At 39.5% G+C, this 16,356-nt stretch carries 12 protein-coding genes; 7 read left to right on the plus strand and 5 right to left on the minus strand.

Annotated elements, in window-relative coordinates; all coding sequences use genetic code 11:
• Positions 1-96: 96 nt before the first annotated feature.
• Positions 97-2,607, minus strand: coding sequence for an S-layer homology domain-containing protein (locus tag ORD22_RS12680; protein WP_317646415.1), 2,511 nt, complete (start codon positions 2,605-2,607; stop codon positions 97-99).
• A gap of 399 nt (positions 2,608-3,006) precedes the next feature.
• On the opposite strand from ORD22_RS12680, the gene ORD22_RS12685 reads away from it, so the two are divergent.
• From ORD22_RS12685 to ORD22_RS12695, 3 genes are all read left to right on the plus strand, one after another.
• Positions 3,007-3,483 (plus strand): VanZ family protein, encoded by a 477-nt coding sequence (locus ORD22_RS12685; protein WP_317646416.1) that lies wholly within the window; start codon positions 3,007-3,009, stop codon positions 3,481-3,483.
• A gap of 86 nt (positions 3,484-3,569) precedes the next feature.
• Positions 3,570-3,869, plus strand: coding sequence for a hypothetical protein (locus ORD22_RS12690; protein ID WP_317646418.1), 300 nt, complete (start codon positions 3,570-3,572; stop codon positions 3,867-3,869).
• Positions 3,870-4,095: 226 nt separating this feature from the next.
• Complete coding sequence (locus ORD22_RS12695; RefSeq protein WP_317646419.1) at positions 4,096-5,508, plus strand: GGDEF domain-containing protein; 1,413 nt, start codon at positions 4,096-4,098, stop codon at positions 5,506-5,508.
• A 93-nt stretch (positions 5,509-5,601) separates the two neighbouring features.
• Here ORD22_RS12695 and ORD22_RS12700 read toward each other — a convergent pair whose 3' ends face one another.
• Both ORD22_RS12700 and ORD22_RS12705 read right to left on the minus strand, forming a co-directional pair.
• Complete coding sequence (locus ORD22_RS12700) at positions 5,602-6,177, minus strand: 3D domain-containing protein (RefSeq protein WP_317646421.1); 576 nt, start codon at positions 6,175-6,177, stop codon at positions 5,602-5,604.
• Positions 6,178-6,642: 465 nt separating this feature from the next.
• Positions 6,643-7,203 carry a DUF488 domain-containing protein gene (locus tag ORD22_RS12705; RefSeq protein WP_317646422.1) on the minus strand — a complete coding sequence of 187 codons (561 nt, stop codon included), beginning with the start codon at positions 7,201-7,203 and terminating at the stop codon, positions 6,643-6,645.
• 151 nt (positions 7,204-7,354) lie between these two features.
• Here ORD22_RS12705 and ORD22_RS12710 point away from each other — a divergent pair, with 151 nt between their 5' ends.
• The 4 genes from ORD22_RS12710 to ORD22_RS12725 all read left to right on the plus strand — a co-directional run bounded on the left by ORD22_RS12710 (position 7,355) and on the right by ORD22_RS12725 (position 12,237).
• On the plus strand, positions 7,355-8,995 hold the full coding sequence (locus ORD22_RS12710) for an ATP-binding protein (protein ID WP_317646423.1): 1,641 nt from the start codon (positions 7,355-7,357) through the stop codon (positions 8,993-8,995).
• A 16-nt stretch (positions 8,996-9,011) separates the two neighbouring features.
• Complete coding sequence (locus ORD22_RS12715; RefSeq protein WP_317646424.1) at positions 9,012-9,710, plus strand: response regulator; 699 nt, start codon at positions 9,012-9,014, stop codon at positions 9,708-9,710.
• Positions 9,711-9,889: 179 nt separating this feature from the next.
• A complete protein-coding gene (locus ORD22_RS12720; RefSeq protein ID WP_411567655.1) occupies positions 9,890-11,221 on the plus strand; it encodes a CitMHS family transporter in 1,332 nt (443 codons plus the stop codon).
• Between the two features lie 116 nt (positions 11,222-11,337).
• The gene (locus ORD22_RS12725; RefSeq protein WP_317646425.1) at positions 11,338-12,237 is read left to right on the plus strand and encodes a YegS/Rv2252/BmrU family lipid kinase; all 900 of its coding nucleotides are present in this window, start codon (positions 11,338-11,340) and stop codon (positions 12,235-12,237) included.
• Positions 12,238-12,271: 34 nt separating this feature from the next.
• On the opposite strand, the gene ORD22_RS12730 is transcribed toward ORD22_RS12725, so the two are convergent.
• Together ORD22_RS12730 and ORD22_RS12735 are read right to left on the minus strand one after the other, a co-directional pair.
• The gene (locus tag ORD22_RS12730) at positions 12,272-13,468 is read right to left on the minus strand and encodes an NAD(P)/FAD-dependent oxidoreductase (RefSeq protein WP_317646427.1); all 1,197 of its coding nucleotides are present in this window, start codon (positions 13,466-13,468) and stop codon (positions 12,272-12,274) included.
• Between the two features lie 153 nt (positions 13,469-13,621).
• Positions 13,622-16,270, minus strand: a complete 2,649-nt coding sequence (locus ORD22_RS12735; RefSeq protein WP_317646428.1) for an MMPL family transporter — start codon at positions 16,268-16,270, stop codon at positions 13,622-13,624.
• Between the last annotated feature and the right edge of the window lie 86 nt (positions 16,271-16,356).

Here is a 16,356-nt window from a genome sequence, read left to right on the forward strand (position 1 = left end):
AGTAGTGTAAACGTAAAAAACCCTATTCCTCGAACATCTTCGAGGAATAGGGTTTGGTTCATCCTATACTATTATCGGTATCGAACCATTTTAAAGTTATTGTGCTGGTACATTTACTTCAATTGCTTTTGTACCGACTGGAACTGTCTTACCTTCAGGCGTTACACTTACAACAATCGTTCCTTTAGCGCCAGCATTTACAGTCCCTGTAATCGTTCCTGCAGTTACTTGTAAATTCGTAATATCATTAGCTGCGCCAGAATAACTTCTAGCAATAGAACCTAATGTGATATCATCATTTATATTATATCCATTACCATTTACGTCGATATAAATCACACCGTCAGACGTAATTTCAGGTGTTACTTTAGATGAAGTTAATGTAATACCTTCACTTTTCAAAATTGGAAGTCCGATTACGCCAGCTTTTGTTACTGGTTCAACATTTTCAAACTTCACCGCAGTGATAACTGGTGTAGAGTCAACTACTGTAATCGTTGCTGTAGCTCTTGTTACATCTCCTTCTTTAATAAGAAGTTCTGTTGATCCTTTTTTAACAGCTGTTACATTAATGTCACCATTCGTATTAGTAACAGTTGCAATTGTTGGATCAGATGATGTCACAACGTACTTCGCATCCGTTTCAGGACCTACTAAGAAACCTTGCGCATTATATTTATTCCATACTAATGTTACTTTTTGGTCTTCAGAACCTTTCATAACATCTAATTGGAAGTCGTCAGAAGCTGATTTTGTTTCTAATTTTCTAGTTGCAACTGTTGTGTCTTCAGAGACCGAAGCCTTAATAGTTGAAAGAACAGTATCCCCAGACTTCACTTGAATGTCTGTAGTTCCAGGAGCGACTGCTTTAACTGTCACATTCGATTTACCTGCTGTTACAGCATCTATTGTCGCTGTTGCGATAGTAGCGTCTTTCGTTTCCACAGTAAGCTGACCTGTAAATTCATCGCCATACTGGTCTGTAACTACTAAATTGATACCTTGTGTTGCATCTTTAATCAGCTTAGTTTCAGCAGATGAAGCGACCACTTTAGATGCTACACGCTGACCAGATACTACTGTCAATGGAACGTTTTTCGTAGCATGATCTACCTTAATAATAATGTTAACTTCTCCAGGACTTACAAGTGTTACTTCTCCTGTTACAGAGTTCACTGTTGCAACACTAGGATTTGATGAAGTGTAAGTTGCGCTTGGATTCTCTAGCGTTGCACCGTTCAACGTAGTTGCTTTCGTTGCTTTTACGTTAACCTTACCACTTTCCAAAGGAACCTTAGCGCTTTCAACGTTAACATTACCTTGAGTAATTGTTATTTCACTAATTTCAGAAACGTAAGAATCATAATTGAGTACTTTTACTTCAACCAATTCTGATTCTACTTTGTTTCCGTCTTTTGACACGACTACTTTATATGAGAAATCTTGTCCAGCAACTAAATTAGCCGCTTGTAGTTCACCAGTTGCTTTGTCTTTGAAAAGATCAGATTTAGTAGATTGGAATTCAACCGTGTAGCCTGCATCTTTTAACTTCTTCAAGTTTGCAGGTGCTCCATCTACTGTAAACGTCAATACTTGTCCTTCAGCTAGCGCATTCAACTGCGTAGTTGTGCCGACAACTTTCCCTACTTTAAGCTCATAAGTAAATTTGAAAGGTGTTACGACATCTTCTTCACCTTCAGCTTTCGTTGTAACGGTAAGCGTCATTTCTTTTCCGGATGTTAATTCGTTTTTCAATTCAATAACCGCTTGTGTTCCTTCTTTGTTTGCCGTATAAGAAGCAATCTCGTTATCTTCTATTTTCAATTGTTCTGCTTTTAGAAGTTCTAAATTCTTACCGTTTAATACAAGTCCTTTTTCAGTAGGAGCTTCAACCGAAGTCACTTCTGCTACTTCTGGAGTCTCTTCAACAGGCACTTTTACTTGGATAGTTTTATAAAGGAAAGATGCAAATTGTGCACGAGTTGTCGTTTCCTTCGGTCTGAAGTTTGGTGCAGCTGGGTTTGTGATGTCAAAGAAGTCGAGAACATTAATAGCAGGACGCGCTTCAGCTTTCGCTAATGTCAAGTCCACTACATCTTTATCAAACTCTTGATTTTGAACATATGTTAAGAGATCCGTTTTATTCACTGAATCGTATGCGCGAATCAAGACAATCGCCATGTTTTCACGTGTAATACTACCCGCAGCATTTAACGAACCATCTTCATATCCTCTAAACACATTATTATCTTTTACGATAGCAGCAGATTGTAAGAGTTCATCGTTAGAGTTAGCTGTTAAGTCTGTGAAACGTGGTTTAGTCTTATAGTCTTTTGGAATTTCATAGCCCATTGAAACAAGCCATTTACCCATCAACTTCACTACATCTGAACGAGTTAATGTCTTATTAGGCTTAAATGAACCGTCCGGATAACCAGAAATTACTCCAGCTGTTGATAGAGCGTCGATTGCCTCTTTATGTGAGTTATTTTCAAGTACGTCATTGAAGTCAGCCGCGCTAACGACTGGTGCTACCGCCGATGCAACTAATGCTGCCGATGCTATACCTGTAAGGTACTTACTGTATTTTTTTGAATGAGATTTCATTGAAAAAATTCCTCCTTTTAATTACCCTAAATGAATCAAAGTCATTTAAAGATGTGGGTAGCGCAAAATCACTCTTTTTTTCTTATACCCTATTTTCATATAACTAATCATGAAAATACTGAACGGTACTAGATACAAATAAACAGAGCATTCTTTACTCTCTCCTGCTAAATCTTAGCACACATTTCCACAGTTGGTAATGGGAATTACAGGATAGATTTCATAAATAGTTGGATTCTACTATACCTTTACAGTATACATTTTATGGGTTACAGAATGGTTGAAATAATCAGTTCCTAGAGCTCGATGTTAATGAACTCATTTTTAGTGTGTTTGAAATACTTGCTATTTTAGCTGTTGATTATCATACTCTTCACTAATTTGTGATACAATCCACATATGAAAAAATTACTTGTGCTTCTATTACTTCTTGCAATTTTAACCGGCTTAGCTGTTTCATCAAGTCAAACATACGAACAACAATCACTCGTTTCAACACTAAAACAATTACTACCTGGCGAACCTGGTAAGGCCATATTATCCACCCTAGAATTTTCCTATTGGAACCGTATAATCTCTATTGAAGAGCGCGGCTACTATCATTTTGTGGAGTTTTTAATTCGAAAAGCCGCACATTTCCTGACGTTCGGGCTTTTGGCACTTGTCATTTACTCGCTATGGCCCAAGCGTAAGGGACGTCTATTAGGCGTAGCCCTTCTTACACTCATTTTGGCTTGCGCTGATGAATTACATCAATCTTTCACTGGTGGTCGAACGGCAACGATGCAAGATGTCTATTTAGATATGGCAGGAGCGCTCACCTTTTTGTTTCTGGCCGCTACTTTTCAATTGATCCAAAACGTAAGAAAAAGATGAGTGTCCTTTGGGTTACCAACAGGACACTTATCTTTTTGTAGTGAAATTGATATATGGTATGATACTGGAAAACAGGAGGTTGTTTTATGAGTACCTATGATAATCAGCTAATCCACTCTCTTTCCTACATTTCTATTCAGCGGGTTGTCGACCGCTTGGAACAAACATGTCACGAATCATTTCATTCCATACGTTTATACAATGATCGTATCACTACCTCCCAACGAACATTCTTACTTGAACATGTATTCGATTTGTCATATCGCCCCTTCTCTGGTCAAACAGGACTTTTCTATCTCCATACAAATGAAGGTGTTTTTACATTTGAAATTATCGAGGAACCCGATTACTTTATACAATGCTTTAAAGAAATCAGAAATAAGTAAGTTGATTCACCATACTCTATATTAGAAAGATATGCGGAATCTTGACTAGTACGCTTACCTTTCGTTTCTACAGGGGATAAAAACTATACTTAGCGATATTCTACCTGACTATTTCTTCTAATTAACTATCCCTATAATACAATATATGGTATAATTGTATTATACAAACATTTATAATTTTAGTTCATTTAAAGTTGTTATCGATTGAAAGGGAGGGGGGGCTAGTGTGACCTATCCAAATGAGTTAGAGGTATTATGCGAAACTATCGGTCAGTTGATAGATGATGGAAACTATAAAGAAGTCATTAATAATGCCGAATATTTGGTAAATAAAGGAATACGTCATGCGGATATGAAGGCCGTTTTATTCGCTCATTATACGTGCGCAGTTTCTTATTCCTATATAGGTGACATTGAAAAGCTATTTTCGCATATCGAAGCACATCATAAATACTGCCAATCTCATGGCACCAAAGCAGATTGGATGCGTTCCTATTATTTACAGTATTTTATCAGTTCTGTTGCATCCGATTTCAAACAAGGAAAAAAATTCATAGGCGATGTATTGTCGATTGCTCTAGAAACTGATCATTTCACTTATGTAAGTATTGCTTATAATAAACTGAGCCACATTCTAAACCAACAGAAACAATATACTGAGGCACTTCATGCTGCTCAGTGTGCACTTGAATACGCTGATACGTATGCAAATAAAAGAAAAATCCTTTCTATTCAAGCTCATTTGCATATCATTGAATCAGCCATCAATTTAAAACAGTCTGAACTCGCTATGTCTAGTATTGACCATTTGAATGCAATAGAATATCTACAAAAATTCCCGCGTGAGAAAGAACTTTTCAAAATATTAAAAGGTCGACTTTATGAATTACTTGGACAACCGGCTAAAGCCCTTCACTTTTATTCACTAGCTATAAAACAATATGAACTACGTAACGACTATGTTCTCTTAAAAGATATTCAGCAAAAACGGGTTGCGTTAGCGGAACATTTTTGCACGTTTGATGAGTTGGCAATTATCCAAAAAGAGTATATTGATTTACTGCATGAAGTAGAAAACAAGAACTGGGTAAAAACTGCCTTGGAATTGAACATCCGCTTGCAGACACAGACGAATAAAACGAGTGAAAATATTGATTACCTAACGGGTGTTTATAATCGTAAATTTTTAGAAGAAACAACAAATCGCTGGCTCATAAACACTAATCATACGAAAGAAACGATTGTTTGCGCTGTATTTGATATTGACAACTTAAAAGCTATTAATGATACGCACGGACATTTAGTAGGTGATGAAGTAATTAAGCTCGTTGCGCAAGTGTGTTCTAGAGAAATTCGAAAGGATCATTTGTTAGGTCGTTTCGGTGGCGATGAATTCGTACTAGTAATGCAAGGTATTTCGTTAGATCAAGCGAAGACTAAGGCTTCTCAACTTGCACAAAAAGTAGAAGAGGTTTCATCAAACTCTAAAGAGATAGAAATGAAAGTTACGATCAGCGTTGGACTGAGTGATAACGTCACGCGAGAAGTGAATAGCTTCAAAGACTTATTCCACTTGGCAGACTTAGCTCTTTATCAGGCAAAGAAAAACGGTAAAAATCAAGTGGTATCATTTATATAAATAAAACATGAATGCCTTGCTGAAAGGATTCATGTTTTATTTTTGTGTTTTCATATAAAAAGACCTTATCCTAGTTAGGATAAGGTCAATTTTTTAGTTAAGTACTTTAACTTTTACGTTTTTACGTCCCCATTGGTACGCACGCGATTTATTTGGTATGAATACATCAATCTTTTTACCTTTAATCGCACCGCCAGTATCGCCTGCAATTGCATAGCCATACCCTTCAACATGGACTTTCGTTCCTAATTTAATCACTCTAGGATCGACTGCGATTACTTTTAGATTCGGATTCTTACGCAGGTTCAAGCCTGTTCTTGTAATACCTGAACAACCCTTACAATGTGCAGTGTAAGCTGTTGCACTTACCATAAACTCTTTAGCAATCTTCGGGCCTTTCGAACGAGACGGCGTTTTAGTCGCTGTAGTAGCTGCAACTTTCGACGACTTTACCAAACGTAATTTTTGATTTGGATAAATCACCGAAGACTTTAAGTTGTTCCATCGCTTAATATTTGTGACAGAAACTTTATGTTGCTGCGAAATTTTATATAAAGTGTCGCCCTTCTTAACTGTATGTATAGAAGTCGCTGCAGATGTTTCATTCATCCCGCTTGTGAAAATTGTGATTAACATGGCTACTGTTAACGAAAATAATAACTTCTTCAATATGCCACCCCTAACGTTTTAATAGCCTAATCTTACCAACCTATTGTTACATATATATTACAGTCATCAGTCAAAACAATTACAATCATAATTCGAATATTACAATTCGCCTTATCACGATGCATAATATTCTAAACACTCTCATATGATTAACTACTAAATGGTTGATGTAAGGTGGATGTAATTTATCTCAGTTTGATTCCAAACACTACAGACACATGACATTTTTCACAGTTCAATGATTTGCGTTTATTCTGTTTTGCTTAGGTTATACTGCTAGTAATACCAATTGCACAAATGGATTTGGGTTGAAGTTTGATGCAGCTGGGTTTGTGATAGTGAAGAAGAAGTCGAATATTTTGTACCGCTTAGTCGAAGAGCGAGTGCAGACAAAAAGGGGCTGTCCAGAAAGTCATTGAAATATGACTTTCTATGGCAGCCCTTTTTCTGTTCATATTAGAAAGACTAATTTGCATTTGTTTCTGATGGATATATCACTTGTCCGTCATCACGAACTACCGGTTTAGCCCCCCACTTCCCTAGTTCATGATTTTCGATTATCGTTTCCTCTTTCGGACCGTCAATAATATGTTTGACTTCCCATTCGTGAGATACAAGCCAATTACTAATAAGCAAGCGGTGACATCTAGCGGGATGACGTTCTGAACAACAAATAGCAATACGCTGTTTCGATGCTTCTTTAGCTAATTCATCTATTCCTTCTTGGAATTCAGGTGACAACGTATAATCCGCATAGTTGTGGAAGGACTGATTATTCCAACCTTCATTAATTTCTGAATCGATTATTTTAGACTTCCTCCTACGACCACCTAGTTTAGCGCAATGTTTATAGTCGATATGATGTTCTGGAAGCCATTCCTTCATACGATCTTCGTGAAAGTGGGGAAACTTCCGACTGCCTGGAAAAGCACGAATATCGATTAACTTTTCAATATGTGCGTCATCTAATAACTTCAGGAATTCTGCTTTCGTATGTGTGGAGTGACCGACTGTATAAATCTCCATTTTCTATCCCTCCTGTCAACTGTATTCTTCCCTTCTTTTCAATACGTCTAACCTATAGTTCATTCCCTATAAAGCAGGATAGAAATTCGCTCACTCGATTCCATATATCATGGTATGCTACAATCATACGCACTTTCAGAGGAGGTCCACCATGATTCGTATCCGCAAAGACGACATAATTAAACACCGTATGCAAAATAAACCTATCGTCAATCTACATATGAAAATGATTGGATTAATCGGTGCACTCGCTGTCACGATCATTTTGCTGATTGGAGGATTTGTCCATTTTTTCGTTACGGATATGTTAGAGTCTCAAATTGGTGAACGTGCTATCAATATGGCAAAAAGCGTAGCTCTTATACCAGATATTTCGCAAGCATTTGAGACAGATAACCCTTCTCTCATCATTCAACCTATTGTCGAAAAAATCCAAGCGCAAACGGATGCAGAGTTCATTGTTGTAGGCAATCAGCAAGAAATTCGCTACGCCCACCCGAATCCTGATCGTATAGGAGAGAAAATGGTAGGTGAAGATAATGAACGTGCACTTCAATCCGGTGAAACGTACACGTCTAAATCAACAGGTTCGTTAGGAAACTCCTTGCGTGCAAAAGCCCCCATTTATTTAAATGGTGAAATTGTTGGTGTCGTATCCGTTGGTTTTTTAGTACACTCCATTGAATCGATTATTTGGGATTATAGCAAGGAAATCTGGCTAGTTCTGCTCGGTATTTCTGCCGCTGCCATATTTGGTGCAATACGTATCGCAAATTACATAAAGAAGGTTTTATTCGGACTCGAGCCTGAAGAAATTTCACATTTACTATTCCAAAAAGAGACCATTCTACATTCAATTCATGAAGGTATTGTAGCCATTAATACCGATGGAAAGATTACTATGATTAATTCCGCCGCTTTAAAGTTACTGGCAGAGAATGATCAGCATCCGAACGACTGGATCGGTAAGCCCATACAGGATACCTCACCTAATTCTGATCTTCCTTACGTTCTCGAGTCGGGGGAATCTGTTTTTGACCAAGAAAAAGTACTCGGTAATCACCTTGTCTATGTTAACAGTGTGCCGATTTTCTATGAAAACGAATTACTAGGTGCAGTCTCCACTTTCCGCAATAAAACAGAAATTGAAAAACTAACGAAAGAGCTCGCACATATTCAGCAATATGCAAATGCACTCCGTTCTCAAACACATGAGTTCGCAAACAAGCTTTATACGATCATGGGACTGACACGCTTAAACAAAAAAGACCAAGTCCTAGACTTCATTCAAAACGAAACTAGAATCCAGCAACACTGGATGGATTCTTTACTCGATGAAATCGATGATCCATACGTCAGCGGTTTACTTGTTGGTAAATTAAATCAAGCAGGTGAATTGCAAATTGACGTTACCATCCAACCTGGTAGCCAACTCCACACGTCCCTTTCCGATAAAAGCCGGCAAGCATTGCTTACAGCTATCGGAAATTTGTTAGATAATGCGTTTGACGCAGTTTATGACGAACGTTCCATTTCCCGGGAAATATCGATTTCTTTCTCCGATTTCGGACAAGATATATTATTTGAAATTGACGATTCAGGACCTGGGATCAAAGAATCTAGTTTGCAAGAGATTTTCACTAAAGGTTTTACGACAAAAAATGGTGCTGGCAGAGGATTCGGTCTCGCACTGACAAAACAAGCAGTCGAAGCAGCGAATGGGCATCTTACTACTGAAACTAGTGAACTTGGCGGCACATATTTTGTCGTTTCTATACCTAAAAAAATTTGAAGGAGGATTTCCCCACATGAAAAACACCTTGGAAGTATTGATAGTAGAGGACGATTTTCGTGTCGCAGAAATAAACCGCCAGCTTATTGAAAATATTGCTGGCTTTCATGTACTAGCAGAAATGAAAACCGCTGCAGAGACACTTGAACTTCTACAACGATCAACATCATTACCTGATTTGATTTTATTGGATGTCTATATACCTGACAGTCCGGGACTGGAGTTATTTTGGCGATTGCGCAGAGAATTTTCATCCATCGACATTATTTTATTGACAGCGACAAAGGATACAGTAACAGTGGAGGAAGTATTGCATGGTGGTGTTTCAGACTTCCTAATCAAGCCCGTCACCCCTGAACGATTCACCAAAGCATTTACACATTATCGTTCTAAAAGAGTGTTACTATCCTCCAAACCTGAACTATCGCAAGCAGATCTTGATCGGCTAGTTGGTATAGAGACGTGTCCGGAACCCTCGCTTTCTACTGATGGTTTACCTAAAGGAATTGATCAGCTAACACTTGGTCGAATCGAGAGGATATTGGAAAATAGTACGTCAGCAGGCATGACCGCCATCGATACCGGTGAAGCAGCTGGGGTCAGTCGGTCAACTGCACGAAGATATCTTGAGTATCTAGTATCAATAGAAAAAGTGGAAGCACAGTTACATTACGGTGATGTCGGAAGACCGGAGCGTATCTATCTAAAACGATGATACTGTGAGCAAAATGAACAAAATGCATTCAACGAACTGTATCGGACTTATTTCCATAAGCTTTTTAGCATGATTTCTCCATGGTACATTATGAATATCTTAAGAATATGTAGTCAGATACAATCGTTTGTATCCGCTTACACCATCCTTACATCTTAGTATTATTGGAGGAAAACGCTATGTTAAGTATTATCGGTTTATTAACTATTTTCATTATCGTTGCTTTATTGATCAGTGGAAGAATCACCCCCATTGTCGGTCTCGTGATCGTCCCAATCTTCGGTGCTTTCTTTGCCGGATTCAACTTTAAAGAAATCGGAGAGTTCTTTGGAAGTGGTATCGATTCCGTAATTAGTGTTGTTATTATGTTTATCTTCGCCATTTTATTTTTCGGGATTATGCAAGATGCTGGTGTATTCGACCCGCTAATCAATACGATGATCAAGATTTCTCGCGGAAATATTATCGCTGTAGCAATGGCTACGGTTATTATCGCAGCCATCGCACAATTGGATGGCTCTGGTGCATCAACATTTTTAATTACGATTCCAGCTTTACTCCCGCTCTATAAACGACTGAAGATGAGCCCGTACTTACTGTTATTATTAGTTGGTACTTCTGCAAGTATTGTCAATATGGTGCCATGGGGCGGTCCCCTAGGTCGAGCAGCCGCTGTACTCGGCCTGGATGTAACGGAATTATGGCGACCACTTATCAAAATCCAAGTGATTGGACTTTTACTGCTAGTGGCGGTTGCATTCGTTCTTGGTTTGCGCGAAAAACGTCTAATCAGAAAGAGAATTGACAGTGGATTGATAGATGACCCTATGGAAGAAGTAGAACCATTGGATGAAAAAGAAATGGACTCAAAGAAAGAAGGCCTTTCCCTCCAACGTCCAAAAATGCTTTGGATCAACGTGATCATCGCTGTCACTGTCATCGGTTTACTCGTGTGGGGAGAAGTTCCTGCTGGCTTTATTTTCATGGTAGGGTTTAGTATCGCACTACCATTGAATTATCGTTCCGCGAATGAACAAATGGATCGAATCAAAGCGCACGCACCGAACGCATTGCTCATGGCCGCAATTATTTTGGCAGCTGGTTCATTCCTTGGAATCCTAAACGGCGCCAACATGCTAGATTCCATTGCTACTGATTTAGTGAAAATTCTACCTGCGTTCATCGTTCCTTATTTACATATCATCATCGGTTTCTTTGGTGTTCCTTTTGATCTGTTACTCAGTACAGATGCGTACTACTTTGCCTTGTTGCCGATTGTTGAACAAGTCGTTACTGGCTTCGGTGTGCCGTCGATTTCAGTTGCTTATGCATTGATTGTAGGAAACGTCATCGGTACATTCGTCAGCCCGTTCTCCCCTGCACTTTGGCTCGCACTTGGCTTAGCAGGTCTTGAAATGGGTAAGCATATCCGCTACTCATTCCTAATTATGTGGGGATTCAGTATCGTATTATTCTTACTTACAATGGCTCTAGGTGTTATTACATTTTAATACACGAAAAGACCACTCCGCATACTCGCTGAGTGTCTTTTCTTTATCCTGCATGTACTATGCGTGTTTCCCTTCTATCCATTTCGGGAATGGTTACTATAAAAGGAGTGGGAAAGATGCTTCATTTCGATCGAGCACTATTTGTCTATAATCGGACGGCTGGTGATCTAAATTTGAAACAAAAACTCGCGCAAACACTACCTGTCTTCACTCAAGCAGTAGACGAACTCATCTTGCTTAACACAACATCTGAAGAAGAGTTACAGCAAGCGTGTATCGAATATAGTGACCAAGTCGATTTACTTATTATCCTTGGTGGGGATGGCACAGTCCATACTTGTATTAACAGCATTGCGCCACTCCCTATCCGACCGGTTATCGCCATTCTGCCTGGTGGAACATCGAATGATTTTAGCCGTACTTTAGGAATCCCACAATCGCTTGAAAAAGCGGCCAACGCGCTAATCAACGGTGCAATAATCGCAACAGATGTAGGAAAAACAAACAGTCAATACTTCATGAACTTCTGGGGCATTGGACTTGTTACGGAAGCTTCCGAAAATGTGCGGGTTGGAGAAAAGAAATTATTCGGACCGATTAGTTATGCACTAAGCACGTTTCGCACCCTAAACCAAACGGATCCTTTCGACTATGAAATACAAACTGATTCAGAACTATATCAAGGAGACGCAATCTTACTATTCGTTTTCAACGGCCGATTCATTGGAACTACTCAGTTACCGATCCACGCCATTTCCCCAACTGATGGTAAGCTCGATGTATTAGTTATTCGCGCCTCCAATTTATCAGCATTTCGAGAACTATTCACATTACAAGATCCCACAATAGAAAACGATCAACTAGCTGAATTGGAGTACTTTCAGACTGACACATTGAAGATACTACAGCCACTGAAAAACAAAATTGATATGGATGGTGAAATCTTCGAAGATACTTCTTCGCATATTTCCATCTTGCCTGGCCATCTTCGAATGATTCATGTCATCGAACAGTAAAAAGCAGTCAGAGAATGTATTCTCTGGCTGTTTTTTAACGCTCTATTTCTAAAATGGGTTGGTTCGGATTAACCTTCCCCATTACTTCATCTCGAATTAAGTACGCCCCTAGCATACTGTACACCGTGCCATTTCCGCCAAGTCCAATCAAATAATAAATATTTGGCTCTTCAGGATGACGTCCGACAACGGGTAGTTCATCTGTAGATTCCCCGAACACGGCTGTCCATTCATAGTCAAACTCTATAGGTTGTTGTGGGAACAGCGCGCTCAACTCCTCTTTAAGCTGGTTGAACTTTATAGTCGTTTCTTCTTCACTTGGAAGCTGTTCAATATTTTGATCCAGTCCACCCGCGACTATGCGTTGATCATTCGTCAAGCGCATATAAAGATAAGGTCGCTTCGTCTCCCAAATCATCATTCGATTATGCCAGAATGATAAATCAGCTATAGGTTGCGTTGCAATAGCATACGTTACTTTCAAATCTTTTTGAGGTATTGTAATCTCAGGCGTAGGTGCATAGCCAGTCGTTACAATAACCGTCTGTGCATTGAATTCACCGTTTGTTGTATTTACTATTGACCCTTCATCTACGTCTTTGATTTCTAGCACTTTTGTCTGTTCAAAGATGTCCATGCCCTTTTCATAAGCATAGTGAATGGCACCGATACATAGCCGAAGTGGGTTCACTTCCGCATCCCCATCCGTTACGATAGCTGCAGGCTGTGTGAAAGGGAAATGCGCTTCAATTTCTTCCCTATCCCAAAACTCCACTGGAAATCCATGTTTCTTCAGTGCATCGTATTCCTTACGTAATCTTCCCACATCTTCTTCAGTGCTAGCATAATATAAACTCTCACGCGTATGGAAGTGAACATCCAGTGGAGCATTTTCCGCCACGTCTTGAAGTTGTTGTAGTGCTTTTTTACAAGACCGATAGAACTCCACGGCTTGTTTCTCTCCAATCTGCTCCATTAGTTCATGCAACATAATATCATTGGAAAATTGTAATAATCCCGTATTAGCAGATGTACTGCCAGACCCGACTTGATCTTGCTCAATCATGACGATTGAATACTTTTCACGAGACAATACATAGGAACATAGCGCACCCGACATCCCGCCACCGATTATCGCCACGTCGTATTTTTCCTTTCGATTTCTCGCTTCAAACCCTTCCCTTTCCAGTGTCGTATCCCAATATAACTCTCCATTGTATAGCTCCATCATAATCCCCCGCCTATCGTTTTTCTCAGTGTACCCTTTTAGTAATAGTTAAAAACCAAGGCAGAAAAAAGCGCTTAGCATAAGAGCTAAGCGCCAAAAGTACAGGTGGAAACATTGATGAGTGATCCCGTACTTACTTACTTTATTTGTTATTATTCATCCTCTAAACGGCCACCATACACCGCGTCCGAATGAAACCGTAATCGCCGGGATGAGCAATGGCAAGATGATCAAGCCGTATAGCAATAATCCTGAAATAACGATTGTTGCAATCTGTACGAGACTAAGTACACCTGAAGGAATCATCGCCCCGAACGTCCCTGCTAGGATGACTGCCGCTGTAATGATGACTGTTCCCATTTTCGCCATCGAATGCATCAATGCTTCTTTAATTTTCAAGCCGCCAATACTTTCTTCGCGGAAACGATCCAATAAGAAAATCGAATAATCTACACCGAGTGCAATAAGCATGATGAACCCGAAGAATGGAACTGCCCAGCTGATGCCATCATATCCGAAGCCATTAACGAAAATGAGCTCTGTAATCGAAATCGCTGAGTAATACGTTAACAACAACGACCCAATCATATAAAAAGGCATAATAGCTGACCGGAATAAGATGAACAGTACAATGAATAATCCAATCAACATGACCGTAACCGTCCGCTTAAAATCAGCTGATGAAATATCATTCAAGTCTGAGTTAATGCTTGAGATACCACTGAATGCTAGCTCTGCATCTTCAAAAGGCGTACCAATAACAGAACGCTTCACCGTATCTTTAATTTCTTGAACGGTTGAAATTGCATCACGAGAATAAGGGTTTTCAGTTAAGATCACTTCCATTAAGATCCCTTTTTTATCATCAAATGTGTAACGATCAATGACCGGTTTGAATTCTTCACCATCAAGCGTACCTGCTGGGATAAATAAACCTGTGTCACGAACACTTTTCGTATCCCCCATATCATCGAGCATATCAGCTATTTTCTGTAAGCCTGTTGTAACTTCGGCTAAACCGTCTTTCGAAGCTTTTACACCGCCACCTAACTGCTTCAAGCCGCCTTTTAATGCGCCGATTTGTGAGCTACTTTGATTGATTTGTGCTCCTGCGCCAGCGATTCCGTTACTAATTTTGTTTAGCTCCGTACCGAGGGCATCCAATCCACCAGCAGCTTGTGCGACTGGTAACCCTTGTTGTAACCCGCCAGCAATCTGCTCTAACTGACCATTGATTTGCTCAATACCATTTGCTGCTTGAAGAAGTCCGCCACCGCCACCAGCACGACCTGAAGGCAACTGATTCGCGGCATCTCTTAAGTTATACTGAATCGTTGCAAGTCCTAAGCGAATTTCTTGGATCCCATCGTTCGCTTCATTCAAACCGTCCGCCAGTAAGGCAATCTGATGATCGACATATAAGTCCTCGATTATTTCACCTGTTGGACGTGTCACTGTACGAACATTCTTGACACCTTCCACTTTTTCTACATCGCGAGCTATTGCTTCTAAGTACTTCACATCGCCTTCTTTGACGATTGCAGTATCTTTTTTCAGCAATACTTGCACAGGTAATGAATCCCCTTCGCCAAATGCTTCCGAAATCAAATTCAATCCTTTAACCGATTCCTTGCTACTATCGATTTCATCTACCGTATTGAATGATAAATCATTGTCATACGTTAATAAAAGAGGTAGCGTAATTGCCGCTACAATAAGCATAGATACGAGCGGACGCATGACAGATATTTTACTAAATGCAATCCACAACTTACTATCTTTATGTGAAGCGGCCCCTTTAGAAGGCCAAAATAATTTATCTTTTAATAACATCATGATAAGCGGCACAATTGTATAGAGGATAAGCATTAATACAGCAATCCCCACCGCCACTGCTACAGCTGACTTAAATATTGGGAAATCCGCAAAACCGATAGCAGCGAAACCGATAAATACGGCCAATGCACTGATGAACAACGTACGACCTGCCGTTTTATACGTATTGATGATTGCTTCTTCTACTTCATGTCCAGCAAGCAATTCCTCTTTATAACGGCTTAACAACAAAATACAGTAATCCGTACCGAGCCCAAATAAAATGGCTACTAAAAAGATTTGTGTATAGTTTGATACAGGAAATCCAAACCAATCAATGAAAAACGCTACAAGAGATTGGCTTAATAAATAGGCAATACCAACAGCGACCAACGGCACAAATGGTGTAATAATTGAACGGAAAACAATTAACAATAAGGCGAAGATCAATACAACCGTAATTACTTCGGTCTTTTTCAATCCTTCTTGCGCACTTTCGTTGACGTCATGATTAATAATCGCTTCGCCCGTCACATACACGGCGTCCTCTTTCGATAGAACATCCTTCTTAATTTTCTCAGCTAATTGAATAATTTGTTCTTGCGTGCCATCCACTGTGATAGGCAGCAAGACTGTTTTCTTATCTTCGGAGACTAGTTGCTTTTCCATTTCTTCACTTTCGAATGGATCTAGTACGTCTGTAACAATTTTATTGAGTTCTTTAATTTCTTTAGCAGTTGCAGAGACTTCCTTTTTTTTCGCTTCATCTGCCGGTTGTTCTAACGCATAGACTAGCGAAATCGTTTCTTCTGCCTCTCCTGCATCTTTCAACATTTGCGCCGCTTTTTGCGAATCAGCTGAATCGAGTAGTTGGAATGACCCAGCCTTTTCTGCTTGCTTCGCCAAGTTCGGTGCCAGCATGAACAAAACGGCTGTTACGATGACTAAACCAATTGCAATCGGCCATTTAAATTTTAAAACGGTTTTCAAACGTTACATCTCCTTCATTAGTAAAATAGTTTTAAGTTTTCTGAACGTCTCGATGAATTGTTCGAGTTCCTGTTCATCAATTCGAT

This window comes from Sporosarcina sp. GW1-11 (assembly GCF_033088395.1).
In the GTDB taxonomy this organism is placed as follows: Bacteria; Bacillota; Bacilli; order Bacillales_A; family Planococcaceae; genus Sporosarcina.